Source organism: Sphingomonas citricola (genome assembly GCF_019429535.1).
GTDB lineage: Bacteria > Pseudomonadota > Alphaproteobacteria > Sphingomonadales > Sphingomonadaceae > Sphingomonas > Sphingomonas citricola.
The window spans coordinates 383,222-409,419 of sequence record NZ_JAHXZM010000001.1 but is presented as its reverse complement, the minus strand read 5'-3'; the positions used below and the strand labels follow the sequence as shown (position 1 = coordinate 409,419).

31 protein-coding genes are annotated in these 26,198 nt (G+C 66.8%); 3 read left to right on the top strand and 28 right to left on the bottom strand.

From position 1 onward, the window contains the following. Window positions 1-20: 20 nt before the first annotated feature. The 25 genes from KZ810_RS01995 to KZ810_RS01875 form a co-directional block, all read right to left on the bottom strand. Window positions 21-812 (bottom strand): type III pantothenate kinase, encoded by a 792-nt coding sequence (locus KZ810_RS01995; RefSeq protein ID WP_219767309.1) that lies wholly within the window; start codon window positions 810-812, stop codon window positions 21-23. A 16-nt stretch (window positions 813-828) separates the two neighbouring features. Next, window positions 829-1,539 (bottom strand): biotin--[acetyl-CoA-carboxylase] ligase, encoded by a 711-nt coding sequence (locus KZ810_RS01990; protein WP_219767711.1) that lies wholly within the window; start codon window positions 1,537-1,539, stop codon window positions 829-831. 8 nt (window positions 1,540-1,547) lie between these two features. Then, entirely contained in the window at window positions 1,548-3,008 is a 1,461-nt protein-coding gene (nuoN, locus tag KZ810_RS01985) for an NADH-quinone oxidoreductase subunit NuoN (protein ID WP_219767308.1), read from the bottom strand. Then, entirely contained in the window at window positions 3,008-4,561 is a 1,554-nt protein-coding gene (locus tag KZ810_RS01980) for an NADH-quinone oxidoreductase subunit M (RefSeq protein ID WP_219767307.1), read from the bottom strand. The genes nuoN and KZ810_RS01980 overlap by 1 nt, the downstream gene beginning before the upstream one ends. 10 nt (window positions 4,562-4,571) lie before the next feature. Next, the gene (gene nuoL / locus KZ810_RS01975) at window positions 4,572-6,704 is read right to left on the bottom strand and encodes an NADH-quinone oxidoreductase subunit L (protein WP_219767306.1); all 2,133 of its coding nucleotides are present in this window, start codon (window positions 6,702-6,704) and stop codon (window positions 4,572-4,574) included. A 7-nt stretch (window positions 6,705-6,711) separates the two neighbouring features. Further along, window positions 6,712-7,026, bottom strand: coding sequence for an NADH-quinone oxidoreductase subunit NuoK (gene nuoK, locus KZ810_RS01970; protein WP_037523803.1), 315 nt, complete (start codon window positions 7,024-7,026; stop codon window positions 6,712-6,714). Between the two features lie 8 nt (window positions 7,027-7,034). Further along, window positions 7,035-7,646 (bottom strand): NADH-quinone oxidoreductase subunit J, encoded by a 612-nt coding sequence (locus KZ810_RS01965; protein ID WP_174192081.1) that lies wholly within the window; start codon window positions 7,644-7,646, stop codon window positions 7,035-7,037. A 58-nt stretch (window positions 7,647-7,704) separates the two neighbouring features. After that, on the bottom strand, window positions 7,705-8,190 hold the full coding sequence (gene nuoI / locus KZ810_RS01960) for an NADH-quinone oxidoreductase subunit NuoI (protein WP_019516615.1): 486 nt from the start codon (window positions 8,188-8,190) through the stop codon (window positions 7,705-7,707). Between the two features lies 1 nt (window position 8,191). Beyond that, window positions 8,192-9,208, bottom strand: a complete 1,017-nt coding sequence (gene nuoH, locus KZ810_RS01955) for an NADH-quinone oxidoreductase subunit NuoH (RefSeq protein WP_219767710.1) — start codon at window positions 9,206-9,208, stop codon at window positions 8,192-8,194. 26 nt (window positions 9,209-9,234) lie between these two features. Continuing rightward, window positions 9,235-11,229 carry an NADH-quinone oxidoreductase subunit NuoG gene (gene nuoG, locus KZ810_RS01950; RefSeq protein WP_219767305.1) on the bottom strand — a complete coding sequence of 665 codons (1,995 nt, stop codon included), beginning with the start codon at window positions 11,227-11,229 and terminating at the stop codon, window positions 9,235-9,237. Continuing rightward, complete coding sequence (locus tag KZ810_RS01945; RefSeq protein ID WP_219767304.1) at window positions 11,229-11,858, bottom strand: hypothetical protein; 630 nt, start codon at window positions 11,856-11,858, stop codon at window positions 11,229-11,231. The genes nuoG and KZ810_RS01945 overlap by 1 nt, the downstream gene beginning before the upstream one ends. Before the next feature lie 14 nt (window positions 11,859-11,872). Continuing rightward, window positions 11,873-13,186: an NADH-quinone oxidoreductase subunit NuoF gene (gene nuoF, locus KZ810_RS01940; protein WP_219767303.1), complete on the bottom strand. Its 1,314-nt coding sequence runs from the start codon at window positions 13,184-13,186 to the stop codon at window positions 11,873-11,875. After that, the gene (locus KZ810_RS01935) at window positions 13,183-13,890 is read right to left on the bottom strand and encodes a complex I 24 kDa subunit family protein (protein WP_219767302.1); all 708 of its coding nucleotides are present in this window, start codon (window positions 13,888-13,890) and stop codon (window positions 13,183-13,185) included. The genes nuoF and KZ810_RS01935 overlap by 4 nt, the downstream gene beginning before the upstream one ends. Beyond that, window positions 13,890-14,120 (bottom strand): hypothetical protein, encoded by a 231-nt coding sequence (locus KZ810_RS01930; protein WP_219767301.1) that lies wholly within the window; start codon window positions 14,118-14,120, stop codon window positions 13,890-13,892. Before KZ810_RS01930 ends, KZ810_RS01935 begins: the two co-directional genes overlap by 1 nt. After that, on the bottom strand, window positions 14,117-15,370 hold the full coding sequence (locus tag KZ810_RS01925; protein WP_258044373.1) for an NADH-quinone oxidoreductase subunit D: 1,254 nt from the start codon (window positions 15,368-15,370) through the stop codon (window positions 14,117-14,119). Before KZ810_RS01925 ends, KZ810_RS01930 begins: the two co-directional genes overlap by 4 nt. A 53-nt stretch (window positions 15,371-15,423) precedes the next feature. Further along, complete coding sequence (locus tag KZ810_RS01920) at window positions 15,424-16,281, bottom strand: NADH-quinone oxidoreductase subunit C (RefSeq protein WP_219767300.1); 858 nt, start codon at window positions 16,279-16,281, stop codon at window positions 15,424-15,426. Further along, window positions 16,278-16,847, bottom strand: a complete 570-nt coding sequence (locus KZ810_RS01915; protein ID WP_373369126.1) for a NuoB/complex I 20 kDa subunit family protein — start codon at window positions 16,845-16,847, stop codon at window positions 16,278-16,280. The genes KZ810_RS01920 and KZ810_RS01915 overlap by 4 nt, the downstream gene beginning before the upstream one ends. Further along, complete coding sequence (ndhC, locus tag KZ810_RS01910; RefSeq protein ID WP_093003457.1) at window positions 16,838-17,212, bottom strand: NADH-quinone oxidoreductase subunit A; 375 nt, start codon at window positions 17,210-17,212, stop codon at window positions 16,838-16,840. Before ndhC ends, KZ810_RS01915 begins: the two co-directional genes overlap by 10 nt. A 148-nt stretch (window positions 17,213-17,360) precedes the next feature. Then, window positions 17,361-18,173 (bottom strand): inositol monophosphatase family protein, encoded by an 813-nt coding sequence (locus KZ810_RS01905; protein WP_219767299.1) that lies wholly within the window; start codon window positions 18,171-18,173, stop codon window positions 17,361-17,363. Between the two features lie 223 nt (window positions 18,174-18,396). Then, complete coding sequence (efp, locus tag KZ810_RS01900) at window positions 18,397-18,960, bottom strand: elongation factor P (protein ID WP_219767298.1); 564 nt, start codon at window positions 18,958-18,960, stop codon at window positions 18,397-18,399. A gap of 63 nt (window positions 18,961-19,023) precedes the next feature. Then, window positions 19,024-19,626: a M23 family metallopeptidase gene (locus KZ810_RS01895; protein WP_219767297.1), complete on the bottom strand. Its 603-nt coding sequence runs from the start codon at window positions 19,624-19,626 to the stop codon at window positions 19,024-19,026. Between the two features lie 49 nt (window positions 19,627-19,675). Further along, entirely contained in the window at window positions 19,676-20,371 is a 696-nt protein-coding gene (gene thiE, locus KZ810_RS01890) for a thiamine phosphate synthase (protein ID WP_219767296.1), read from the bottom strand. Between the two features lie 103 nt (window positions 20,372-20,474). Next, on the bottom strand, window positions 20,475-21,383 hold the full coding sequence (locus KZ810_RS01885) for a class I fructose-bisphosphate aldolase (RefSeq protein WP_219767295.1): 909 nt from the start codon (window positions 21,381-21,383) through the stop codon (window positions 20,475-20,477). Window positions 21,384-21,406: 23 nt separating this feature from the next. Next, the gene (locus tag KZ810_RS01880) at window positions 21,407-21,745 is read right to left on the bottom strand and encodes a type II toxin-antitoxin system PemK/MazF family toxin (protein WP_308461465.1); all 339 of its coding nucleotides are present in this window, start codon (window positions 21,743-21,745) and stop codon (window positions 21,407-21,409) included. After that, window positions 21,742-21,990, bottom strand: coding sequence for a ribbon-helix-helix protein, CopG family (locus KZ810_RS01875; protein ID WP_219767294.1), 249 nt, complete (start codon window positions 21,988-21,990; stop codon window positions 21,742-21,744). Before KZ810_RS01875 ends, KZ810_RS01880 begins: the two co-directional genes overlap by 4 nt. A gap of 120 nt (window positions 21,991-22,110) precedes the next feature. Between KZ810_RS01875 and KZ810_RS01870 the strand changes: the two genes are divergently transcribed. Continuing rightward, a complete protein-coding gene (locus KZ810_RS01870) occupies window positions 22,111-22,605 on the top strand; it encodes a TlpA family protein disulfide reductase (RefSeq protein ID WP_258044282.1) in 495 nt (164 codons plus the stop codon). 33 nt (window positions 22,606-22,638) lie between these two features. On the opposite strand, the gene KZ810_RS01865 is transcribed toward KZ810_RS01870, so the two are convergent. The 3 genes from KZ810_RS01865 to gap are packed head-to-tail and all read right to left on the bottom strand — an operon-like array spanning window position 22,639 to window position 25,352. After that, window positions 22,639-23,841 carry a phosphoglycerate kinase gene (locus KZ810_RS01865; protein ID WP_219767293.1) on the bottom strand — a complete coding sequence of 401 codons (1,203 nt, stop codon included), beginning with the start codon at window positions 23,839-23,841 and terminating at the stop codon, window positions 22,639-22,641. Then, window positions 23,751-24,293, bottom strand: coding sequence for an MOSC domain-containing protein (locus KZ810_RS01860; protein ID WP_219767292.1), 543 nt, complete (start codon window positions 24,291-24,293; stop codon window positions 23,751-23,753). Before KZ810_RS01860 ends, KZ810_RS01865 begins: the two co-directional genes overlap by 91 nt. A gap of 57 nt (window positions 24,294-24,350) precedes the next feature. Beyond that, a complete protein-coding gene (gap, locus tag KZ810_RS01855) occupies window positions 24,351-25,352 on the bottom strand; it encodes a type I glyceraldehyde-3-phosphate dehydrogenase (RefSeq protein WP_219767291.1) in 1,002 nt (333 codons plus the stop codon). Window positions 25,353-25,523: 171 nt separating this feature from the next. Between gap and KZ810_RS01850 the strand changes: the two genes are divergently transcribed. Both KZ810_RS01850 and KZ810_RS01845 read left to right on the top strand, forming a co-directional pair. Further along, on the top strand, window positions 25,524-25,700 hold the full coding sequence (locus tag KZ810_RS01850; RefSeq protein ID WP_219767290.1) for a hypothetical protein: 177 nt from the start codon (window positions 25,524-25,526) through the stop codon (window positions 25,698-25,700). After that, entirely contained in the window at window positions 25,700-26,005 is a 306-nt protein-coding gene (locus KZ810_RS01845; protein ID WP_219767289.1) for a cell division protein ZapA, read from the top strand. The genes KZ810_RS01850 and KZ810_RS01845 overlap by 1 nt, the downstream gene beginning before the upstream one ends. Window positions 26,006-26,198: the final 193 nt, after the last annotated feature.

Sequence of the window (26,198 nt, the reverse complement as noted above, 5' to 3'; positions counted from 1 at the left end):
CGGCCCCGGCGCCGATCTCGTCAATGGATATGGGCGCGTTGCCACATGATCGCCAGCCCCTGGATCGTCAGGTCGGGTTCGATCGCGTCGAATACGCTCGTGTGCCGCTCGAACAGCGTGGCGAGCCCGCCGGTCGCGATCACCTTGACCGGGCGGCCGACCTCGGCCTTCATCCACGCGACCAGCCCCTCGATCATCGCGATATAGCCCCAGTAGATGCCGATGTTCATCTGATCGACCGTGTTGCGCCCGATGACGCTGTTGACCGCAGGTGCCTCGATCGCGATCCGCGGCAGCTTGGCGGCGGCGGCGACCAGCGCGTCGAGCGACAGGTTGATGCCGGGCGCGATGATCCCGCCCTTGTACGCGCCGCCATAGTCGGAGAAGTCGAGCGTGGTCGCGGTACCGAAATCGATCACGATCAGGTCGCCGGCGTGGAGCGTGTGCGCCGCGATCGTGTTGACCGCGCGATCGGCGCCGAGCGAGGCGGGCTCGTCGACGTCGATCGACACGCCCCATTCGAGCGGTGCGCGCCCCGCGATCAGCGCTTCACCGCCGAAATACTTGCTCGCGAGCACCTGAAGATTGTGGAGCGCGCGCGGCACGACCGTGGAGATGACCACCGCCGACACCTGTTCGCGCGCATAGCCCTCGAGCGCGAGCAACTGGCTGAGCCACACCGCATATTCGTCCGCGGTCCGGCGGGGATCGGTCGCGATCCGCCAGCGCGCCTTGATCTCGCGTGCCTCGGCCGTCACCTCGACCAGCGCGAAGACGACGTTGGTGTTGCCGGCATCGATCGCGAGCAGCATCTTTTCCCCTCCCCCTTCAGACCAGGAATATGTCGCCGGCGTGGATGACACGGCTGTCGCCGTCGTCCAAGCGCACCCGCAACGCGCCGTGCGCGTCGAGCCCGTCGAAGGCGCCGGCAAGCTCGCCGCCCTCGGGCAGACGCACCCGCAGTGGCGTGCCCGGCGGGTGCGCGCGCTCGTTCCACCGCTCGATGATCGTGGCCAACCCTTGCGTGCGCCAGAGCGTCAGCCAGGCGGCGGTCAGCGCGGCGAGGCGATCGGTGAACGCGGCCACGTCGACGGTCGCGCCCTCGGCGTGGAGGCTGGTGGTCGCGCGATCAGGAAGGTCGGGATGGTGCGCGACGTTGACGCCGATCCCGATCACGACGTGGTTGCCCGCGCGTTCAAGCAAAATGCCCGACACCTTCGCCCCCGCGATCAGCAGGTCGTTGGGCCATTTGATCGCGAGCTTGCGCCGCGCGGCCTCTGGCAGCACCCCCGCGACCGCTTCCTCGAGCGCGACCGCCGCGACCAGCGCGAGGCTGGGCGCGGGCGGATCGTCGGCGCGCAGCGTGACGATCGTGCTCGCATACAGATTGCCCGCGGGCGATGCCCAGTCGCGCCCGAGCCGTCCGCGCCCGGCGAGTTGCCGGTCGCTGCGCAACCACACGCCCTCGCCCGCGCTGCCCGCCGCCGCCAGATCGAGCAGGTCGGCGTTGGTCGAACCCGTCTCCGCGACGGCGAGGATGCGAGGGGTCAGAACAGCGCCCGTGCCGCGGCCAGCGTCCAGCCCGACAGCAGCGGGATGGCAAGGTAGCCGAGCGGCGAGACGATCACCGCCGCAACCGCGATCAACCCGCCTTCGAGCGCATAACCGCGGCCGAACTCGGCGACGGGTTCGTCGAAGTACATCGTCTTGATGACGCGCAGGTAGTAATAAGCGCCGATCACGCTGAACGCGATGCCGAAGACCGCGAGTGGGAACAGCCCCGCCTGCACCGCGGCGTAAAACACCTCGAACTTCGCGTAGAAGCCGAACAGCGGCGGGATGCCGGCAAGGCTGAACATGAAGATCGCGAGCGCGGCGGCGAGCCCCGGGCGTGTGCGCGACAGGCCCGACAGGCTGGCGATCGTCTCGACCGGCTGCCCCTCGTGGTCACGCATCTGTAGCACGACGAGGAAGCTGCCCAGCGTCATCGCGATGTAGATCGCCATGTAGTTGAGCACCGAGGCGACGCCCTCGGGCGTGCCCGCGGCGAGGCCGATCAGCGCGAAGCCGACGTTGTTGATCGACGAATAAGCGAGCAGCCGCTTGATGTTCTGCTGCCCGATCGCCGCGACCGCGCCAAGGAGGATCGAGGCGAGTGCGGCGAAGATCACGATCTGGCGCCACTGCCCCTCGGCCGGGCCCATCGCCTCGACCGCGACGCGGACGCCGAGCGCGACCGACGCGACCTTGGGTGCAGAGGCGAAGAACGCGGTCACCGGGGTCGGTGCGCCCTCGTACACGTCGGGGGTCCACATGTGGAACGGCACCGCCGACATCTTGAACGCGAGACCGGCGAAGACGAACACGAGCCCGAACAGCAGCCCGTACGACTTGGCGTCACCCGTCAGCGGCGTCGCGGCATAGGCGCCCGCGATCTCGTTGAACATCGTCGAACCGGTGAAGCCGTAGACGAGGCTGATGCCGTAGAGCAGGATGCCCGAGGCGAGCGCGCCGAGGACGAAATATTTGAGCCCCGCCTCTGCCGAACGCGCGTCCTGCCGCATGAAGCTGGCGAGGACGTAGGCCGACAGACTCTGCAACTCGAGCCCGACATAGAGCGTCAGCAGGTCGGCGGCGGACACCATCATCCCCATGCCCGCGGCGGACAACAGGATCAGCACCGGATATTCAGGCCGCAGATTGTCGCCCGCCGTACGCGCGAAGAAGTCGGGCGCCATCACGATTGCGACCGCGGCGGCGATGAAGATCAGGACCTTGGCGAAACCGGCGAAGCCGTCGGCGCGGTACAGCCCGCCGAATGCCTCTCCACCCGAGGTCGCCGGGCCGACGAGCGCGATCAGCGCACCCGCGAGCACCGCGACCGCGGCCCAGGACACCGCCTTGGTCGACGCTGGGCCACCCCAGGCGGCGACGAGCATCAGCACGATGCTGCCGACCGCGAGGATCACCTCGGGCAGCGTCATCGCGAGTTGGGAAGCATAGTCCATCAGTGCGCCTCCCCGGACGCCGGATTGTCGTGAGCAGGTTCGGCGTCCGCCGACGGAATGATGCCGGTGCCGCGCGTCGGCTTGCTGTCGCCCGCCGGCTGCGCGCGGTTGATGCGCGCGAGCAGCACCTGCGTGTCCTTGCGCATCGGCGCGAGGAAGCTTTCGGGATAGACGCCCATCCACAGGACGACCGCGGCGATCGGCGCGAGCAGCCACAGCTCGCGGCCCGACAGGTCGGACATCGCGCGGACCTCGTCCGACTTGATCTCACCGAAGACGACGCGGCGGTACAGGTACAGCATGTACGCCGCACCCAGGATGATGCCGGTGGTGCACAGCAGCGCAGTCCAGGTCGACACCTGATACGCGCCCATGAGGCTCAGGATCTCACCGACGAAGTTGCTGGTGCCCGGCAGGCCGATCGACGCCATCGTGAACAGCAGGAAGAACAGCGCATAGCGCGGCATATTGATCGCGAGGCCGCCGTAGCGCGCGATCTCGCGCGTGTGGAGCCGGTCGTAGATCACGCCGACGCACAGGAACAGCGCACCCGACACCAGACCGTGGCCCAGCATCACCATCATCGCGCCCTCGATCCCCTGCGCGTTGAACGCGAACAGGCCGATCGTCACGATCGCCATGTGCGCGACCGACGAATAAGCGATCAGCTTCTTCATGTCCGCCTGCACCAGCGCGACGAGGCTGGTGTAGATCACTGCCACCGCCGACAGACCGAAGATCAGCGGCGTCAGCTGCGCCGAGGCTTCGGGGAACATCGGCAGGCTGAAGCGCAGGAAGCCGTAGCCGCCGAGCTTCAGCAGCACGCCCGCGAGGATCACCGAACCCGCGGTCGGCGCCTGGACGTGCGCGTCGGGCAACCAAGTGTGAACCGGCCACATCGGCATCTTGACCGCGAACGACGCGAAGAACGCGAGCCACAGCCACGTCTGCACGTGCGCCGGGAAGTCGTACGCCATCAGCACGGGGATGCTGGTCGTGTTCGCGGTGATGCTCATGTACAGCATCGCGATGAACATCAGCAGCGAGCCGAGCAGCGTGTACAGGAAGAACTTGTACGACGCGTAGATGCGGTTCGCCCCGCCCCAGATGCCGATGATCAGGAACATCGGGATCAGGCCGGCTTCGAAGAAGATGTAGAACAGGAAGATGTCCTGCGCCGCGAAGGTGCCGATCATCAGCACTTCGGTGAACAGGAACGCCGACATATATTCGGGCACGCGCTTCTCGATCGCGTGCCAGCTGGCGCCGATACAGATCGGCATCAGGAACACGCTGAGCGCAATCAGCAGCAGCGCGTAGCCGTCGATGCCGAGCGCCCAACCGAAGCGGCCGAACAGCGGCGCATTCTCGACGAACTGCCACTGCGCGCCGCCGACGTCGAAATTGAGCCACAGCACGACGCCGAGCGCCAGATTGACGAGCGTCGCGGCGAGCGCGGTCATCCGCGCGGTCTGGGCCGAGAGGAACAGGCACGCGACGGCGGCGATCGCCGGCACCGCGAGCATGACGGACAGGATGGGGAAGCCGTTCATCGTGCCGCCCTCAACCCGCGATCGCCCAGGTGACCGCGGCGGTCAGCCCGATCAGCATGACAAAAGCATAGGTGTAAACATATCCCGTCTGGACGCGCCCCGCCATGCGGCTGCCGACCTGGACCAGCCACGCCGATCCGTTCGGACCGAAGCGGTCGATCGTCCCCTCGTCGCCCTTGTGCCAGAGCAGCCGCCCGATCGCGAACGCGGGCCGGACGAAGAGGAAGTTGTAGAGCTCGTCGATGTACCACTTGTTCAACAGGAAGCGGTAGATCGGCTGGAACGTGTCCGCGGTCTTCGCGGGCGTCTCGGGCGAGCGGATGTAGCTCAGCCAGGCGATCAGCAGCCCCGTCAGCATCACGATCGTCGCCGACAGCTGAACCAGCAGCGGTACCTGGTGCATCGAGTGCATTAGATGCTCGTTGAACGCGATCGCACCCTTCCAGAACCGCTCACCCGCGTCGGGTTCGATGAACCAGCCGTGGAAGGTGAAGCCCGCCGCGACCGCACCGACCGACAGGACAATCAGCGGGATGAGCATCGGCAACGGGCTCTCGTGCGGGTGATAGCCGCCGGTCCCGACCGGGATCTCGTTGAAGCCGCGCGTTTCGACGTGCGGCGTGTGGCCCGCATCCTCGTGCGCGACGTCGCCGTGATGATGCTCGGCCTGCTTGCCGTGTTCGTGCACCTCGTGATCGGCGGCATGCGCGTGATCGCCGGCGTGATCGTGGCCATGCGCGTGCGCGTCGTGGATCGCGTGCTGGATATGCTCCGACGCGGCCCAACGCGGCTTGCCCCAGAAGGTCAGGAACATGAGACGCCACGAGTAGAAGCTCGTCAGCAATGCGGCGAACACGCCCACCATCGAGGCGACGGGCGAACCGGCGGCCCAGCTGACCTCGATGATCGCGTCCTTCGAGTGATAGCCCGCGAACCCGCCGATGCCGTAGATGCCGACGCCGGTGATCGCAAGCGTACCGAGCAGCATCGCCCAGAACGTAATCGGGATCTCCTTACGCAGGCCACCGTAATAGCGCATGTCCTGCTCGTGGTGCATCGCGTGGATCACCGAGCCCGCGCCGAGGAACAGCAGCGCCTTGAAGAAAGCGTGCGTGAACAGGTGGAACATCGCCGCGCCATACGCGCCGACGCCGGCTGCGAAGAACATGTAACCGAGCTGCGAGCAGGTCGAATAAGCGATCACGCGCTTGATGTCGGTCTGCGTCGTGCCGATTGTCGCCGCGAACAGGCAGGTCGCGGCACCGATGAAGGTGACGAAGCCCAATGCGGTCGGGCTCGTCTCGAACATCGGCGACAGGCGGCACACCATGAACACGCCCGCGGTCACCATCGTCGCGGCGTGGATCAGCGCCGACACCGGGGTCGGGCCTTCCATCGCGTCGGGTAGCCAGGTGTGGAGGCCGAGCTGCGCCGACTTGCCCATCGCACCGACGAACAGCAGCAGGCACAGCACCGTCATCGTGTCGGCGCGGAACCACAGGAAGCCGATCGTCGACCCCGCCATCGACGGTGCGGCGGCGAGGATCGCGGGGATCGAAACGGTGTTGAAGACGAGATAGGTGCCGAAGATGCCGAGCATGAAGCCCAGATCGCCGACGCGGTTCACAACGAACGCCTTGATCGCCGCGGCATTGGCGCTCGGCTTACGGAACCAGAAACCGATCAGCAGGTAGCTGGCGAGGCCGACGCCTTCCCAGCCGAAGAACATTTGAATCAGATTGTCCGCGGTCACGAGCATCAGCATCGCGAAGGTGAAGAGGCACAAATAGGCGAAGAAACGCGGCTGATCCGGGTCCTCCGCCATATAGCCCCAGGAGTAGAGGTGGACGAGCGCGGACACGCTGGTGATCACGACCAGCATCACCGCGGTCAGCGCATCGACGCGCAGCGCCCACGACACGTCGAACGTGCCCGAGGTGATGAAGTGGAGCACGGGCGTGACGGTCGCCTCGGCGCTACCGCTCAGATAGCCGATGAAGATCGGCCACGACAGCAGGCACGACACGAACAGCGCGCCGGTCGTGATGACCTTTGCCGGGACCACGCCGAGCGAGCGGTTGCCCAGCCCCGCGATGGCGGCCGCGACGAGCGGCAGGAATACGATGAAGAGGATCGAATGCACGGACGTCTTACCCCTTCATCCGGCTGGGATCGTCGACCGAGATCGACCCGCGACCGCGGAAGAAGATGACGAGGATGGCGAGGCCGATCGCGGCCTCACCCGCCGCCACCGTCAGCACGAACATCGCGAACACCTGCCCCACGAGGTCGTGGAGCGCGGCCGAGAAGGCGACGAGGTTGATGTTCACCGCCAGCAGGATCAACTCGATCGCCATCAGGATGACGATGATGTTCTTGCGGTTGAGAAAGATGCCGAGCACCCCCATCGTGAACAGCAGCGCCGCCACGACCAAATAATGGACGAGGCCGACGCCGCCCGCGATTTCGCCGCTCACAATTGCACTCCCTGCCCGATCTCGGGCCGCACGTTGCGCGTCGCGTCCTGCGGACGGCGCGCGTTCTGCCGCGCGATGTTCTGATACCGCGACCCCGACCGCTCGCGGTGGGTCAGCACGATCGCGCCGATCATCGCGACCAGCAGCACCAGCCCCGCGCCCTCGAAGATGAAGAGATAGCGCGTGTAGAGCAGTTGCCCGATCGCCTCGATGTTGGGGACGCCCGCGTCGGTCGGCGCCGCGCGCCGCGCGAGGTCGATCCCGCCCGCGCTCCAAGCGCCGACGCCGATCAGGATCTCCGCGACCAGCGCGACCGCGAGCAGCAGGCCGAGCGCGGCATAGCGCACGAAGCCCGCCCTAAGCTCGGCGAAGTCGATGTCGAGCATCATGACGACGAACAGGAACAGCACCGCGACCGCACCGACGTAGACGATGACGAGCAGCATCGCGATGAACTCCGCCCCCACGAGCACCATCAGCCCCGCGGCGTTGAAGAACGCGAGGATCAGCCACAGGACGGAATGTACCGGGTTGCGCGACAGGATCGTCATGGCGCCCGAGAGCAGCACGACGAGCGCGAACAGGTAAAAGGCGAGCGCCTGGATCACGATATTCTACGAGCCCCTTTGGTGCCTGTCTGATGCGGCTTCGGTCTTCGCCGCGCGCTTAACGGTACGGCGCGTCGGCGGCAAGGTTCGCCGCAATCGCGCGTTCCCAGCGGTCGCCGTTGTCGAGCAGCTTGGCCTTGTCGTAGATCAGCTCCTCGCGCGTCTCGGTCGCGAAATCGAGGTTCGGTCCCTCGACGATCGCGTCGACCGGGCACGCCTCCTGGCAAAGTCCGCAGTAGATGCACTTGGTCATGTCGATGTCGTAGCGCGTCGTGCGGCGGCTGCCGTCGTCGCGCGGTTCGGCCTCGATCGTGATCGCCTGCGCCGGGCACACCGCCTCGCACAATTTGCACGCGATGCAGCGTTCCTCGCCGTTGGGATAGCGACGCAGCGCGTGCTCGCCGCGGAACCGCGGGCTGAGCGGGTTCTTCTCGAACGGGTAGTTGATCGTCGCCTTGGGCTTGAAGAAATACTTCAGCGTGAGGGCGTGCGCCTTCACGAACTCCCACAGCGTGAACGACTTGATCGTCTGCGCGATACTCATCTCAAACTCCCACGCGCATGAACATCAGCACGCCCGACACCAGGAACACCCAGAACAGCGACAACGGCAGGAACACCTTCCACCCCAGCCGCATCAGCTGGTCGTAGCGGTAGCGCGGCACGGTCGCCTTGATCCAGGAGAACACGAAGAAGAAGAACAGGATCTTGGCAAACAGCCAGATGATCCCCGGCACGACGTACAGCGGCGCCCAGTCGAACGGCGGCAGATACCCACCCCAGAACAACGTCGCGTTCAGCGTGCACATCAGCAGCACGTTGGCATATTCGCCCAGCCAGTAGAGCGCGAAGCTCATCGAGCTATATTCGGTCTGATACCCTGCGACGAGCTCCGACTCCGCCTCGGTCAGGTCGAACGGTGCGCGCTGCGTTTCCGCGAGCGACGAGATCAGGAACACCACCGACATCGGGAACAGCAGCGGGTTGAATGCGAAGCCGTTGATGAAGCCATACAGACCCTTCTGCGCCTCGACGATCCCGGTCAGGTTGAACGTCCCCGCCCACATCACGATCGAGATCAGCACGAAACCGATCGCGACTTCGTAGCTCACCATCTGTGCCGCGGCGCGGATCGCGGAGAAGAACGGGTATTTCGAGTTCGACGACCAGCCCGCGAGGATGATGCCGTACACACCGAGCGACGAGGCCGCGAGGACGTAGAGCAGCCCGACGTTGATGTCGGCGAGCACCACGCTCGGCTGGAACGGCACCACCGCCCAGACGATCAGCGCGACCGTGAAGGTGATGATCGGCGCGAGCAGGAACAGACCACGATTGGCCGCCGAGGGGACGATCGTCTCCTGCAGGAACACCTTCAAACCGTCGGCGAAGCTCTGCAGCAGCCCGAACGGACCGACGACATTGGGGCCGCGGCGCAGCGCCATCGCCGCCCAGATCTTGCGATCGGCGTAGATGATCATCGCGACTGCCAGCATCAGCGGCAGCGCGATCACGAGGATGCCGATGATCGTGGCGAGGAACCACGACCAGCCATACGACATGCCGAGCGTTGAATTGAAGAAGCCGGTCACTCCGCTGCCTCCGCGAAGCTCTCACCGTGGATCAGTTCCGCCGAACAGCGCTGCATCGTCGGCGACGCGCGGCAGATCGCGTTGGTGAGATAGAAATCCTTGATCGGGTAACCCTCGATCCGCCCCGACGCCGTGGTTGCGAGCGACGGCGGGTTCCACGCGAACGTCCTGAGCCCGAGCGTCGCGAGGTCGGGACAGTCGAGCGCCATCGCCGCGCGCAGCTCGTCGAGCGTGTCGAACGACAGCGTCTTGCCGAGCTTGTCCGACAAGGCACGGAAGATCGCCCAATCCTCGCGTGCGTCGCCCGGCGGGAAGCCGGCGCGCTCGCCGCGCTGAACGCGGCCCTCGAGGTTGACGAACGTCCCCGACTTCTCGGCGTAGCTCGCGCCCGGCAGGATCACGTCGGCATGGTGCGCGCCGCGGTCGCCGTGGTGTCCGACGAACACCTTGAACCCGGTGAACTTCGTAAAGTCGCACTCGTCCGCGCCGAGGAAGAAGGTCAGCTTGGCGTCATGCAGGTCGGCGATGCCGCCCTTGGACGCGTAGCCGAGCATCAATCCGCCCATCCGGCTCGCCGCCATGTGCACGACGTTGAAACCGTTCCAGCCGTCGCGCACCAGATTGAGCGAGTTGACCAGACCCAGTGCCGCGCCGTGCGCGCCCTTCAACGCCGCACCGCCGACGATCACCATCGGACGCTCGGCCTTGCCAAATATCTCGGTCACCGCCTCGGGCATGTTGCCAAGGATCGACAGATCGTCGCCCAGCCAATCGACCTTGTAGGTCAGCTCGGTCTCGGGGCCGATCGCGAACACCTTGGCGCCGCGCTTGATCGCCTTGCGCACGCGGGTGTTCACCAGCGCGGCTTCCCAGCGCAGGTTGGTGCCGACGAGCAGGATCGCGTCCGCTTCCTCGACCCCCGCGATCGTGGTGTTGAAATTCACCGCCGCCAGGCTGGACGTGTCATAATCCATCCCGGTCTGACGCCCCTCGAACCTGGCATCGCCCAGTTCGCGCAGCAGCGCCTTCGCCGCGAACATCGTCTCGCAATCGACCAGGTCGCCCGCGACCGCCGCGACCGAGCCGCCGTGATCGACGGCGGCGATCGTCGCGAACGCCTCGTCCCAGCTGACCGGGTGGAGCTTGCCGTCACGCCGCACGTACGGGCGATCGAGCCGGCGGCGGACCAGACCGTCGACCGCGTGACGCGTCTTGTCGGTCGCCCATTCCTCGTTGACGTCGTCGTTGACGCGCGGAACCGCGCGCAGCACCTGCCGCCCGCGCGCGTCGAGGCGGATGTTGGTGCCGACCGCGTCCATGACGTCGATCGACAGCGTCTTGCGCAATTCCCACGGCCGCGCCTCGAACGCATAGGGCTTGCTGGTCAACGCACCGACCGGGCACAGGTCGACGACGTTGCCCGACAGCTCGCTCGTCACCGCTTCTTCCAGATAGCTGGTGATCTGCATGTTCTCGCCGCGATAGAGCGCGCCGATCTCCTCGACACCCGCGACTTCCTCCGCGAAGCGGACGCAGCGGGTGCACTGGATGCAGCGGGTCATGATCGTCTTGACGATCGGCCCCATGTATTTCTCGGTCACCGCGCGCTTGTTCTCGGCGAAGCGCGAGCGGCCGCGGCCGTAGGCGACCGACTGGTCCTGCAGGTCGCACTCGCCGCCCTGATCGCAGATCGGGCAATCGAGCGGGTGATTGATCAGCAGGAATTCCATGATGCCCTCGCGGGCATGCTTCACCATCGGGGTGGTGGTGAACACTTCCTGATTGTCCGCGGCCGGGAGCGCGCACGACGCCTGTGGCTTGGGCGGGCCGGGCTTCACCTCGACGAGGCACATCCGGCAATTGCCCGCGATGCTCAACCGCTCGTGATAGCAGAAACGCGGAATCTCCTTCCCCGCCGCCTCGCACGCCTGGAGGACGGTAGCACCCTGCGGCACCTCGACCTCGATCCCGTCTACTTTAAGCTTAGGCATCAGTTCGTTCCAGCTGGCGCCGTCGCGCCCTTCACTTGTTGATAGGCCGCCGTTGCAATCGCCACACGAACAATGCTCGGCTTCAGCGTAACACCACCAGTTGCGGGCACGCAGGCCTGCAACACCGGCACCATTGCGCGAAATGCAGCGATCTCGGCCGGCGACTCCGCCGGTGCGCGCAGCAGCGTCGCCGCTTCGGCCGGCGCTCCCGCCACTGCGCACTTTACCGCCTCATGCGACGAGCCCTCGCCCTCCGCCACGCGTATCGGGGCTCGGGGCGGCATCGCCGCGAGCTGGTCAAGCATTGCGCCGTTGTTCTCGCGCAATAGTTCACCGGCAATCGCACCGGTCATGTGCACATAGCTAAGGGTCGCTGATCCGCCTTGGATGCACGGATCTAGCCTCTTTACCAATTTGGAGAACGCCCGCCTGCTCGCCTGCTCGTCCGCGGCCGCCGCGAACGCTTCGGCAGCCTTGCGATCCTGCTTAAGCGCGCATCGCGCCACCCGCATGCTGAGCGACGCTTGGGTTACGATCTCGCTCCGCGGCGCAAACGTACCGGGCGGCGCGGCCCCACCCTGCGCAAGCGCGGGCGTGGCAGCCAACAGCGGCACAAACGCGCTGGACAAGGCGGCGCCTGCCCTCACTCGGCCGCTTCCTGCATCGGGGCGAGCGAGCCCGCGCCGCCGGTACGCTCGTTGATGCGGCGTTCCAGTTCGGGGCGGAAGTGTTTGATCAGCCCCTGAATCGGCCATGCCGCGGCGTCGCCCAATGCGCAGATCGAGTGGCCCTCGACCTGCTTGGTGACCTGCTGGAGCATGTCGATCTCGCCGATCTCGGCGTCGCCGGTGCGCAGCCGCTCCATCACGCGCCACATCCAGCCGGTACCCTCGCGGCACGGGGTGCACTGGCCGCAGCTCTCGTGCTTGTAGAAGTACGAGATGCGGCTGATCGCGCGGACGACGTCGGTCGACTTGTCCATGACGATCACCGCCGCGGTGCCGAGGCCCGAGCCGACGCCCTTCAACCCGTCAAAGTCCATCGGGCAGTCGATGATGTCCTTTGCCGGCACCAGCGGCACCGAGGAGCCGCCCGGGATGACGGCGAGCAGATTGTCCCAGCCGCCGCGGATGCCGCCGCAATGCTTCTCGATCAGCTCGCGGAAGCTGATGCTCATCGCTTCCTCGACCACCGTCGGCTTCTCGACGTGGCCGCTGATCTGGAAGAGCTTGGTACCCTTGTTGTTCTCGTTGCCGAAGCTCGAGAACCACGCCGCACCGCGCCTGAGGATCGTCGGCGCGACCGCGATCGATTCGACGTTGTTGACCGTCGTCGGGCAACCGTAGAGGCCCGCGCCCGCCGGGAACGGCGGCTTCAGGCGCGGCTGGCCCTTCTTGCCCTCCAGGCTCTCGAGCATCGCGGTTTCCTCACCGCAGATGTACGCCCCCGCACCACGATGAACGAACACGTCGAAGTCGTAGCCCGACCCGCACGCGTTCTTGCCGACGAGGCCGCGATCATATGCCTCCGCGACCGCGGCGAACAGCACCTCGGCCTCGCGGATATATTCGCCGCGGATGTAGATGTAGGCCGCCCGCGCTCGCATCGCGAAGCCCGCGACCAGCGCGCCCTCGATCAGCTTGTGCGGATCGTGCCGCATGATTTCGCGGTCCTTGCACGAACCGGGCTCGGACTCGTCGGCGTTGATGACGAGGAAGTTCGGGCGATCGGGTTTGGGCTCCTTGGGCATGAAGCTCCACTTCGTGCCCGTCGGGAAGCCCGCACCGCCGCGCCCGCGCAGCCCCGACGCCTTGATGACGTCGATGATCTTGTCCTGGCCGAGCGCCAGCAGATCCTTGGTATTGTCCCAGTCTCCGCGCTGCATCGCCGCGTCGACCCGCCACGACTGGAAGCCGTAGAGGTTGGTGAAGATACGATCCTTGTCGGCGAGACTCATGCCTGCTGCTCCACCGCCCGGGGCTGCGCCACCTGCCCCCATTCGGCGCGGTAATCGTGGTTCTCGTTCACCATCGCGGTCAGCGTCGTCGGCCCGCCGTACGGCTCGACGGTGTGACGCCCCGGTTCCTGCGAACCGGGCTTGGGCGTGCCGCCGTTCGCCAGCGTCTCGAGGATCGCGGTGGTGCGATCATAGTCGAGATCTTCGTAATTGTCGTCGTTGATCTGGACCATCGGCGCCGACGCGCAATTGCCCATGCACTCGACCTCGGTGAGCGTGAACAGGCCGTCGGGGGTCGTGCGCCCCTTGATCAGCCCCTTGTTCTTGCACGCCGCGAACACGTCGTCCGACCCGCGCAGCACGCACGGCGTCGTGCCGCACACCTGGACGTGGAAACGCCCGACGGGCGCGAGATTGAACATCGTGTAGAAGGTCGCGACCTCGAGCACGCGGATGTACGGCACCCCGATCTCGCGCGCGACGAACTCGATCACCGGCACGGGCAGCCAGCCTTGCGTGTTCGTCTCCTCGCCCACCTGGCGCTGCGCGAGGTCGAGCAAAGGGATCGAGCCCGATTGTTCGCGCCCCTTGGGATAGCGCGCGAGGATCTCGTTGCGCTTGACCTGGTTCGCCTCGCTCCACGCGAACGCGCCCCAGCGCGCGCGGGTCTCGGCCTCGTCGGGGATCTGCGGTCCGTCAGCCATCAGCGGTGTTCCGTAAGGTCGAGGCGGCTCTCGATCCGCTCGACACGATCATTCAGGCGGTCGAGGCGGCTGTTGACGCCCGACGTAGCGATAATGGAGCTGCCGAGATGCTCCTCGACCATCGTCATTCGCGCCTTGAGGTCGCGAATGTCGAACTTCAGCTCCGACAGGTCGGTCTGCATCTTCTGCATAACCGAGTAGATCAGCTCGTTGGTGACACTCTCGATCACCGATCGCACTCGCCGAAAACGATGTCCATCGCGCCCAGGATCGCGGTGGTGTCCGCGAGCATGTGGCCGCGGCTCATGAAGTCCATTGCCTGCAGGTGCGAGAAGGCGGTCGGGCGGATCTTGCAGCGGTACGGCTTGTTGCTGCCGTCGCTGACCAGATACACGCCGAACTCGCCCTTCGGGCTTTCGGTCGCGACGTACACTTCGCCCGCGGGGACGTGATAGCCCTCGGTATAGAGCTTGAAGTGGTGGATCAGCGCTTCCATCGACTGCTTCATCTCGGCGCGCTTGGGCGGCACGACCTTGCGGTCGAGGCTGGCGATCGGCCCCTCGGGCATCTCGTTCAGGCACTGGCGCATGATGCGCGCCGACTGACGCACCTCCTCCACGCGCACCATGAAGCGGTCGTAGCAGTCGCCGCGCGTGCCGACGGGGACGTCGAAGTCCATCCGGTCGTACACGTCATAGGGCTGCGACTTGCGCAGATCCCACGGGATGCCCGCGGCGCGGATCATCGGACCCGAGAAGCCCCAGGCGATCGCGTCGTCGCGGCTGACCGTGCCGATATCGACGTTGCGCTGCTTGAAGATGCGATTGTCGGCGACGAGGCTGATCGCATCCTCGAACAGGCGCGGCAGCCGCGTGTCGAGCCAGTCGGCGATGTCGGTCAGAAGCTTCAGGGGCACGTCCTGGTGGACGCCGCCCGGCCGCATGTAATTGTGGTGCATCCGCGCGCCCGAGGCACGCTCGAAGAAGCCGTAGCAATCCTCGCGAATCTCGAACAGCCACAGGTTCGGCGTCATCGCGCCGACGTCCATCACGTGCGAACCGAGGTTTAGCATGTGGTTCGAAATGCGCGTCAGCTCGGCGAACAGCACGCGCAGATATTGCGCGCGCAGCGGCACCTCGAGGTCGAGCAGCTTCTCGATCGCGAGCACGAAGGTGTGCTCCATGCACATCGGCGAGCAGTAATCGAGCCGGTCGAAATACGGGATCGCCTGCGCGTAGGTCTTGTACTCGATCAGCTTCTCGGTGCCGCGGTGGAGGAGGCCAACGTGCGGGTCGATCCGCTCGATGATCTCGCCGTCGAGCTCCATGACGAGGCGGAGCACGCCGTGCGCCGCGGGGTGCTGCGGACCGAAGTTGATCGTGTAGTTCTGGATCGCGACATCGCCCTCGCTCGGGTGCGAGGCGTCGGTCGCGCCGATGATCTTCTCGACCGCGGGATCGACCTCGCGGTCGACCGCCATCGTCTTGTCGACCTGATGATCGACGGGCATGTCCTTTTCCACCAGCGTATCGGTCATTGGTTCTGCCCTCCCTTGCCGGGCACGACATCGGGGTCGGCGGGCTTGGGTTTGGAATCGGGGTCGTCCTTGCCGGCACCCGTCTGCGCGGTGCTCGGCGCGTCGGTCTTCGCGTAAGGCTCGCTCGACGCGGCCGGCGCCTTGGCGTCGGTCTTCGCGGCACCCGCGTTCTGCACCTGCGTCGCGGTCGCCGGGGTCTGCGCGCCCTTGGCCTGCGGCAGCGCGGCGTCCTTCGCCTTCTCATCACCCGGCAGCACGTATTCGGCGCCTTCCCACGGGCTCATGAAGTCGAAATTGCGGAAATCCTGCGCGAGCTTGACCGGCTCGTACACGACGCGCTTCTGCTCTTCCGAATAACGCATCTCGACAAAGCCGGAGAGCGGGAAGTCCTTGCGGAACGGGTGGCCGCGGAAACCGTAGTCGGTGAGGATGCGGCGCAGGTCCTGGTTGCCGGCGAACAGCACGCCGTACATGTCGTACACCTCGCGCTCGAGCCAGCCCGCGACCGGCCACAGCCCGGTCACGCTCGGCACCGGCGTATCCTCCGACGCGCGGACATGGACGTGCAGGCGGTGGTTACGCGTCAGCGAGAGCAGGCAATAGACGACCTCGAACCGCTCGACCCCGCGATCGGGATAGTCGACGCCCGCGATCTCCATCAGCTGCTGATATTCGAGCCCGGGCGTGTCGCGCAGCGCGGTCAGCGCCTGGATCAGCGCGTCGCGGGTCACGTGCAACTGCACCTCGCCCGCGCGCGCGAACGCGTGCGTGAGGCCGCCGCCGATCGCCGCCTGCGCGGCCGCGATCGTCTCGTCGTTCAGGCTGTAGGCGAATGCCGGTGCCGGTGCCCTCATCGCTCGATGCTCCCGCTGCGGCGGATCTTACGCTGCAACTGCATGATGCCGTAGAGCAGCGCCTCCGCGGTCGGGGGACACCCCGGCACGTAGATGTCGACCGGCACGACGCGGTCGCAGCCGCGCACCACCGAATAGCTGTAATGGTAATAGCCACCGCCGTTGGCGCAGCTGCCCATCGAGATGACGTACTTCGGCTCCGACATCTGGTCGTAAACCTTGCGCAGCGCGGGCGCCATCTTGTTGCAGAGCGTGCCTGCGACGATCATCACGTCCGACTGGCGCGGCGACGCGCGCGGGGCGGCGCCGAAGCGTTCGAGGTCGTAGCGCGGCATGTTAACGTGGATCATCTCCACCGCGCAGCACGCGAGGCCGAACGTCATCCACCACAACGAGCCCGTGCGCGCCCACTGGAACAACTCCTCCGACGAGGTCACGAGGAACCCCTTGTCGGTCAGCTCGCCGTTCAGGCTGTCGAAGAAACCCTGATCGGGCGCCACGACCGAGCGGCCGGTTTCCGGCGCGTTGACGAGCCCGACGGGCCCGGAGTGTGCTTCTACTCCCACTCCAACGCTCCCTTCTTCCACGCGTAGACGAGCCCTAGTGCGAGCTCCGCGATAAATACCATCATGCTGATCCACGCCGTCCATCCGAGCGAGAAAACGCTTACCGCCCAAGGATATAGGAACGCGGCCTCGAGATCGAAGATGATGAACAGAATGGCAACGAGATAAAAGCGCACGTCGAACTGGCTGCGGCTGTCCTCGAACGCGGGGAAACCGCATTCATATTCGGACAATTTCTCCGCGGTCGGCTTGTGCGAGCCCGTGATCCGCGACACCGCCATCGGCAGGAACACGAACGCCGAGGACAGGATCAGCGCCACCCCGAGGAACATCAGGATCGGCAGATATTGCGACAGGTCGACCAATGTCAGACTCTCAATGCTACGTTCAGACGCTCGTACTGCATGTGCGAACGATTGCCGGCCGCTTTAAGCCTCCGGGCAGGGACGGGCAAGGCGCGCGGGGCGTGAGAATGAATCGCAACACCCCGCCCAGGCACCCCTGCCCGGCTGCTCAGCGCAGCGATTGCGCCAGCATCTTGTGGAGCTTCGAATGCAGGCCGTCGTTCGACGCCAGTAACTCGTTGCGCTCCATGTAGCGGTCGCCGCCGCGGAAATCGGTGACGAAGCCGCCGGCTTCCTTCACCAGCAGCACGCCGGCCGAGACGTCCCACGGCTTCAGGTCGCTTTCCCAGAATCCGTCGAAGCGCCCCGCCGCGACCCAGGCGAGGTCGAGCGTCGCCGCACCCAGCCGGCGTATGCCCGCGACCTGCGGCGCGATGCCGCCGAAGATGCGCGTCCATTGCACGAAGTCGCCGTGGCCCATGAACGGGATGCCGGTCGCGATCAGCGCTTCCGACGGCTCGCGCCGCGCCGACACGCGCAGCCGCTGGTCCTGCAACCACGCGCCGCGGCCCTTCTCGGCCCAGAAGCTCTCGTCGGTCAGCGGTTGATAGGTCAGCGCGGTCGTGATCTCACGCTTGCCGTTCGGCAGCGGCTCCTCGACCGCGATCGAGATCGCGAAATGGGGAATACCGTGGAGGAAATTCGACGTGCCGTCGAGCGGGTCGACGATGAAGCGCGGCTTGGTCGGATCACCCGCGATCTCGCCGCGCTCCTCCATCAGGAACCCCCAGTCGGGGCGCGCCTTCGACAATTCCTCGTACAGCGTCTGTTCGCAACGCTGATCGGCCTGGGTCACGAAGTCCGCGGGCCCCTTGCGGCTGACCTGGAGCTGCTGGACTTCGTTGAAGTCGCGACGCAGCCGCGGCGCGGCCTTGCGGGCAGCGCGCTCGATGATCGTGAACAGGCCGGAATGGGATGGCATGACAAAAGCCCTAGCCCCTCCGGGGAGAGGGTTGAATAGGAGAGCCCCACGCGGTCGCCTGCGTGAGGGAGAACGGGACCACCCCGGTGGCCCCCTCCCCCGGCCCTTCGGTGAGGGCGGTATTTTCTCGCCGGCCCGGCGCGGGCGAAGCCCGCGTCGTCGGTCGTGCCTTACGGCACGCCGGCCGGGCGGCCGACTGTGCAATTAGCGTGCGCTAATCGTCTCAGTCGGCGCGCCGAACGTAGGTTTGCTCGTACACATCAACGACGATCCGCGTGCCGGCCGAAATGTGCGGCGGCACCATCACGCGCACGCCGTTGTCGAGGATCGCGGGCTTGTAGCTCGACGAGGCGGTCTGCCCCTTCACCACCGCGTCGGCCTCGACGATCTCGGCCTCGATCGTGTCGGGCAGCTGCACGCTGATCGCCTCGTCGTCATACAATTCCATGACGACGTCCATGCCGTCCTGCAGGAACGCCGCGGCATCGCCCAACAGGTCGCGCGGCAGCGTCACCTGGTCGTAGGTCTGCTTGTCCATGAAGACGAGCCCGTCGCCCTCGGCGAACAGGAACTGGAAATCCTTGGTGTCGAGCCGCACCCGCTCGACCGATTCCGCCGAGCGGAAGCGGACGTTGTTCTTGCGCCCGTCGCGCAGGTTCTTCAACTCGACCTGCATGTACGCACCGCCCTTGCCGGGCTGGGTGTGCTGGATCTTCACGGCGCGCCAAATGCCGCCTTCATACTCGATGATGTTGCCGGGACGGATGTCCACGCCGCTGATCTTCATGGATCTCGCCTATGGAAAAGAGCTGGGACTGCCGCACGCGGGCGGACAGCCGGTGCGCGCCATCTAGCGCCGGGTGGGCTGGCGGGCAAGAAGCGGATACGGGTTGACGGTATCACCCTGCCACCAGCGCTCGCCACCGTGCATGCGCGTAAGGCCGAAATGCAGGTGGTAATTGCCCGCACCCGCGTCACCGGTGTCGCCGACATAGCCGAGCACCTGCCCCGCGCGCACCCGCATCCCCTCGCGAACGCCCGGCGCGTAGCCCGCGAGATGCGCATAATAATAGCTCCAGCGCCGGTCGGCCGAGCGCTGGTAGAGCGTGGTCCCGCCGCGCCCGCTCTCGAACAGTTTCTCGACCCAGCCGTCGGCCGCGGCGATCACCGGGGTGCCCGCACGTGCCATGATGTCGGTGCCGTGATGCCCGCGTGCCCCGCCCTCGCGCGCCTCGCCCCAGGTGTCGCGCAGCGCCGCGCGCGATACCCCCGCGACCGGCACGCGCAGCGCGGTGGCAGGCGCGGCGGCCGGCGGCGGATCGGAGGCGGCCTCCTCGCGAGGCGTTGGCACCTGCCTGGGCGATGCCGGCGTCGCACCGAACGACAGCATCGACGCGAAGCCGATCGCGGCGAGGATGATCGCCGACAGGATAATGGCGCCGAGCCGGGTCATGCCGGCTAGCATGGCGCGCCGGCTGACAGCGTCAAGCGTCAGACGATGGTCAGGTCCGGTGCGCCGCGGCCAGCGCCGCCTCGAACGCCTTGACCGCCGCGGCCTCGTCGCCGTTCCAGACCGAGCCCGACACCGCGACGAAGTCGGCACCGGCGGCGACGAGCGGGGCGACATTGTCGGGCGTGATCCCACCGATCGCGACGCTCGGCAGCTCGAACAGCGTCGACCACCATGACAGGATCGACGGTTCCGGGTGGTGCTTCACCGCCTTCGTCGTGGTCGGATAGAAGGCGCCGAACGCGACGTAATCCGCGTTCGCCTCACCCGCTTCCATCGCGAGGTGGCGGCTGTCGTGGCACGTCACCCCGATCTGCACGTCGGGCCCGAGCAACGCGCGCGCGTCGCGCGGATCATCGTCGTCCTGCCCCAGATGCACGCCGTCCGCACCCAGCCGCTTGGCGAGGCTGGCGCTGTCGTTGACGATGAAGGCGACGTCGTGTTCGGCGCAGATCGCCTGGAGCGGTTCGGCGAGCTTCGCCGCGGCGTGCTGGTCGACGTCCTTGACGCGGAACTGGAACGCCGCGACCGGTCCCGCGCCCAGCGCGCGGCGCAGCCGGTCGGGGAAGGCGCCGCGCACATCGAGCGGCGAGACGAGGTACAATTGGCACGGCGGGCGTCGATCGTCGCGCTTGAAGGCGGCGGCGAAAGCGGGATCGAGCGGGCCGAGCGGGTCTTCGATATCCATCGCGCCGCCCTAGCGCCTCGTCGATCGCGACGAAAGCGCCAAGGCGGGCAGCGATCGTTGCCGCAGCCGCCCCGCCGATCGGGACGGCCGCGGCAACAAGGACTTATTCCTCGTTCTTGTAGATCGCGATCAGCTTCGCGAGCATCTCGAGCGCCTCGTGACGCTCGCGCTGGAACGTGTTGCGCCCGATGATCGAGCCGTTGCCGCCGCCGTCGCGGATGTCGCGCGCGTCCTGGTACACCGCGTCCGAGCCCTTCGACGCACCGCCCGAGAAGACGACCACGCGGCGACCCGCGAAGCTCGACTGGACGACGTGCGCGACGCGCTTCGCCTGGGTCGAGGCGTCGAGCTTCTCGTACGCCTTCTTCGCGTCCTTCTGCTCGATATGCGCGGTTGGCAGCTTCACCTTGATGATGTGCGCGCCGAGCAGCGCCGCCATGTGAGCGGCATAAGCACCGACGTCGAGCGCGAGTTCGCCATCCTTCGAGATGTCGCCACCGCGCGGGTAGGACCAGATCACGGTGGCGAGGCCCGCTGCCGCGGCCTCCTCGCGCAGCGCACGGATCTGCTCCATCATCTCGAAAATGTGGTCGGAGCCCGGGTAGATCGTGAAGCCGATCGCGGCGCAGCCGAGCCGCAGCGCGTCCTCGACGCTGCCGGTCTGCGCCTGGTTGATGCTGGTCGCCCAGCTGTTCGACGAATTGACCTTGAGGATCGTCGGGATCTGCCCCGCGAACGTGTCGGCACCCGCCTCGAGCATCCCGAGCGGGGCGGCATAGGCCGACAGGCCGGCGTCGATCGCGATCTGATAGTGGTAATGCGGGTCATACGCCGCCGGATTGATCGCGAACGACCGCGCCGGGCCGTGCTCGAACCCCTGATCGACCGGCAGGATCAGCAGCTTGCCCGTGCCGCCCAGCTTGCCGTGCATCAGGATGCGCGCGAGATTGGCCTTCACCGCCGGGCTGGTGCCCTCGTACTTGTCGAGGATGTTCTTGACGATCGGGGTCATGTTCCACTCCTATCCAATTGCAATCACAAGGTAAGCCAGCGCCTGAGCGCCTGATCGACCTGTTCCATCCGCGTCGCCGAGGCATGCCCGATGACCTTGACGATCCGGTGACGGCGCACCGAGGTGATGCGATCGACCTGCACTTCGCATTCGACGCTGAGCCCGGTGTGTTCCTGCGGCGAGATCGCGACGCGGAACAACGACTCGCCGCCGATCACGCTGGTGAGCGGGCACAGCGTGATCGTCGCGTGCGTTTCGTTGAACAGATCCGCCTGAACGACCACGCCGGGACGTTCGCCGTCACGTCCCGCCGCGGGTGCAACCATGACGATCGCGCCGTGCCTGATCCCGGCCGCGCTCACGCGGCGGATCGCTCAGCCGCGGCGGCATCCGCCTCGACCGCTTCCCAGAAGCGGTGGTCGTCGGCGGTTTCGCGCCGCGACGCGCGCAGCGACTGGCGGCGCGCCTCGCGGCGGAACGCCTCGTCGTGGAGGTCGACGTAGCGACGCACCGCCTCGCGCGCGATGTCGCTCTTGCTGCGCCCCTGCGAGCGCGCGACGGCGGCGAGACGCTGTTCAAGCTCCTCGTCCAGTCGCACCCCCAGCATGCCGCCTTGCCCTCGCGTTTAACATGTTAAACGCCGCCTACGCCTCACCGCCGCGCGATGCAAGCCGCGTTGACGCGGCGCGCGCGCCGCCGCAGCATAAAGCGCGAGGGGGGAGAGATGATGAAACGTTGGATCGCAACCGCGCTGGCGGCATTCATGTGCGCGGCACCCGCGAGCGCGCGGCTTCCCAAGGTCGGCGATGTCGCGCCCGATTTCACCTTCACGCTGATGGACGGCAGCAAGGTGTCGCGCGACGACATGAAGGGGCAGGTCGTGCTGCTCAATTTCTGGGCAACGTGGTGCGTGCCGTGCCGCGCCGAACTGCCGCTGATCGACCGTTACTATGATATCCAGAAGAAGCACGGCCTGCGCGCCTTCGCGGTGACGACCGAGGATTCCCTGCCGCTTTACCGCATGAAGCCGCTGTTCGCCGCGATGGCGATCCCCGCGGTCAAGCGGGCGAAGGGCCCGTATTCCGAGGTGTCGGCGGTGCCGATGAGCTACATCATCGATCGCAGCGGCCACATCCGCTACGCCAAGGCAGGTGCGTTCGACCTCGACACGCTCAACAAGGTCATCGTGCCGCTGCTGCAGGAGCCTGCGCCAGCGGGGTGAGCGCGCGACCGGCGCGGCCGCGCGCCTCTGGCATCAGCGCGCGAGCGCAGCGACGCCGGGCAGCTCGCGCCCTTCCATCCATTCGAGAAACGCGCCGCCCGCGGTCGAGACGAAGCTGAAATCGCTCGCCACGCCTGCCTGGTTGAGCGCCGCGACGGTATCGCCGCCGCCCGCGACCGAGACGAGCCCGCCTTCCTTGGTCAGCGCCGCCGCGGTGCGCGCGAGTGCGACAGTGGCGGCGTCGAACGGCGGCGTCTCGAACGCGCCGAGCGGGCCGTTCCACACCAGGGTCCGGCAGTTCTTGAGCACGTCGCCGAGCGATTCGGCCGCGGCCGGGCCGATGTCGAGGATCATCTCGTCGGCGGCGACCTCGTGGACGTTGACGGTGCGCGTCTCCGGGTTGGCCCTGAATTCGCGCGCGACCACGACGTCGTACGGCAGATGGACGGTGCAGCCCGCCTGGTCGGCGGCATCGAGGATCTCCTCCGCGGTGCCGGTCAGATCGTGCTCGCACAGGCTCTTGCCGACATTGACGCCGCGCGCCGCGAGGAACGTGTTCGCCATCCCGCCGCCGATGATCAGGTGATCGACGCGCGTGACGAGGTGCTTGAGCACGTCGAGCTTGGTCGACACCTTCGCGCCGCCGACGACCGCGGCGACGGGATGCTCGGGATTGCCCAGCGCCTTCTCCAGCGCGTCGAGTTCGGCCTCCATCTGACGCCCGGCATAAGCCGGCAGGCGCCGCGCGAGGCCCTCGGTCGAGGCATGCGCGCGGTGTGCGGCGGAGAAGGCATCGTTGACGTATAGCTCGCCGAACGATGCAAAGCGGTCAGCGACTTGCGGATCGTTCTTCTCTTCGCCGCCGAAGAAGCGCGTGTTCTCCAGGACGCCGATGTCGCCCGGCTGCATCGTCGCGATCGCGGCCTCGGCCCCCTCCCAGTCGACGTAGCGCACCGCGCGGCCGAGCACCGCTTCGTAAGGCTTGACGATCTGCGCGAGTGAAAATTCGGGTGACGGGACCTTCGGGCGGCCGAAATGCGCCAGAACCAGCACGATCGCGCCCTTGTCGGCCAGTTCGGCGATCGTCGGCACGGTTGCGCGCAGGCGGGTATCGTCGCTGACCTGCCCGTCGTGGAGCGGGACGTTCAGATCCTCGCGGACGAGGACGCGCTTGCCGCGGATGTCGCCCCCGAAGTCCCCTGAGAGGTCGTCGAGCGTTCGGAAGGACTTGTCCATGTTTCCTCGATCCTGATCCTGTCACCGACGGCGATCACGCCGCCTTGTCTCACCATCGCGCACGCGCCGCCGCGCCAGTCGGGCAGCAGCGCCGCTTTCAATCCCGGCGCGAGTGCTTCCATCCGCTCGCACGGGTCGGTCTCGCGCGTGATCTCCAATATCACGTCGGCGCCGATCCTGAGCAGCGTGCCCGGCACCTGCGGCAGGTCGAAGTGATCGATCAGCAGGTTGGAGCGCCGCTTCTCCCAGCCGATGCTCCCGCCGATCTCGGCCAATGCCGCCGCCCAGTCGCCGCGCTCGATCAGCGTCATCTGCCGCCGGTAGGGCTTGCGCTTCATCGCGCCGCGATAGTCGCCGTGGATCCCCTCCTCGCACGTCACGACCGCGCGGTCGATCAACTCCATCGGCGCCTTGGGAAAGGCGTGGCGCGCAATGCCGAGGAGAATGCCCATCGTTGGTCCGTTTGATCAAACCCCGCCGCGACCTGATCGCGACGGGGCAGAGATGCCTCAGCCGAAGTTCGCCATCGCGGTGGCGGTGTCGACCATGCGGTTCGAGAAGCCCCATTCATTGTCGTACCAGCTGACGACGCGCACCAGCTTGCCGTCGATCACCGCGGTCTCCAGGCTGTCGACCGTCGACGAATAGGGCGTGTGAACGATGTCGATCGAGACGAGCGGCTCGTCGGAGAAGTGGAGCACGCCCTTCATCGGACCCTCGGCCGCCGCCTTCAGCAGCGCGTTGACCTCGTCCTTGGTCGTGTCACGCGACGGGGTGAAGGTCAGGTCGACGAGGCTGCCGTCGGGCACGGGCACGCGCACCGCCGACCCGTCGAGCTTGCCCTTCAATTCGGGCAGCACCTCGCCCACCGCGCGCGCAGCACCAGTGGTGGTCGGGATCATGCTCATCGCCGCCGCGCGTGCACGGCGCAGGTCGGGGTGGATCTGATCGAGGATCTTCTGGTCGTTGGTGTAAGCGTGGATCGTGGTCATGAGGCCACGCTCGATCCCGATCGCGTCGTTCAGCACCTTGGCGACGGGCGCGAGGCAGTTGGTGGTGCACGACGCGTTCGACACGATCGTGTGACCGGCCTCGAGCTTGTCGTCGTTGACGCCGTAGACGACGGTGATGTCGACACCCTTCGCCGGGGCCGAGATCAGCACCTTCTTCGCGCCCGCGTCGATGTGCTTCTGCGCGCTCTCGCGGTCGGTGAAGAAGCCGGTGCATTCGAGCACGATGTCGACACCCAGTTCCTTGTGCGGCAGGTTGGCGGGATCGCGCTCCGCGGTTACGCGGATGCGCTTCCCGTCGATGACGAGGTCGTTGCCCTCCGCCTCGACGGTGCCGCCGAAGCGACCGTGGACGCTGTCGCGGCTGAACAGCCAGGCGTTCGACTTGGCATCGGCCAGATCGTTGATGGTGACGAGTTCGAGGTCGCTGTTCCGCTCGATCAGCGCGCGCGCCACCAGCCGTCCGATACGTCCGAACCCGTTGATCGCTACCTTCGTCATGACTGTGTCCTCACCCGCCTGTTCGCAGTTGCAGCGGCCTTTGCCGGGCAAGCGGGGGGCGCGTCAACCGCATCGGACGCATTCGTCGCGCGGTTGGTCACGGCCGGGTGCGCGAGGGTTAGGAAACCAATATCTTGCCGCGTGACGGGCGGCTGCCTATCCGTTCGAACCATGGACCATCCGGCACTCGCGCGCATCGAACAGGCTATCGAACGAATCGAGGCGGCGATCGCGCGTCGCCGCGTCGCGGCCGAGGCGGTGGCGCAGCGTCACGCCGCGCTGAAATCACGCATGGCGGAGGCGGTCGCCGCGCTCGACGCGGTGATGGCGCGTGAGGGAGCCGAATAATGGCGATGGTCACGCTCAAGATCGGCGACCTGTCGTTCGAGGTCGCGTGCCGCGACGGTGGCGAGGCGCGACTGATGCAGGCAGGCGCGCTGATCGACGAGCGCTGGGCATCCGCCCGACGCGCGGCGGGCTCGGGCGGGGTGCAGCGCACCTTTCTGCTGACCGCGCTGATGCTCGCCGACGCGCTGATCGAGGCGCGCGAGGCGCCCCCGCCCGAGACGCCGGCCGATGTCGCGCTCGGCCGGATCGCCGAACGGCTCGAAACGCTCGCCGCGGCTCTTGAGGACGAGGCCGCGAAGCCCTAAATCAGGGTCGGCGGGTTCTGCCCGGTACGAGCCAGACTTATCCCTGAGGCTATTCATCATCCAAAGGGGGTTGTCCCTGCCCGGATCCTGGTCCGACGTACACGATCCCCACCTGACGTACCGTGCGTCAGTGGATATACCGGCAAACGACCACGGCGGTCCCGCCACCCGCCCTCGCCTGCGGCGTCGATGA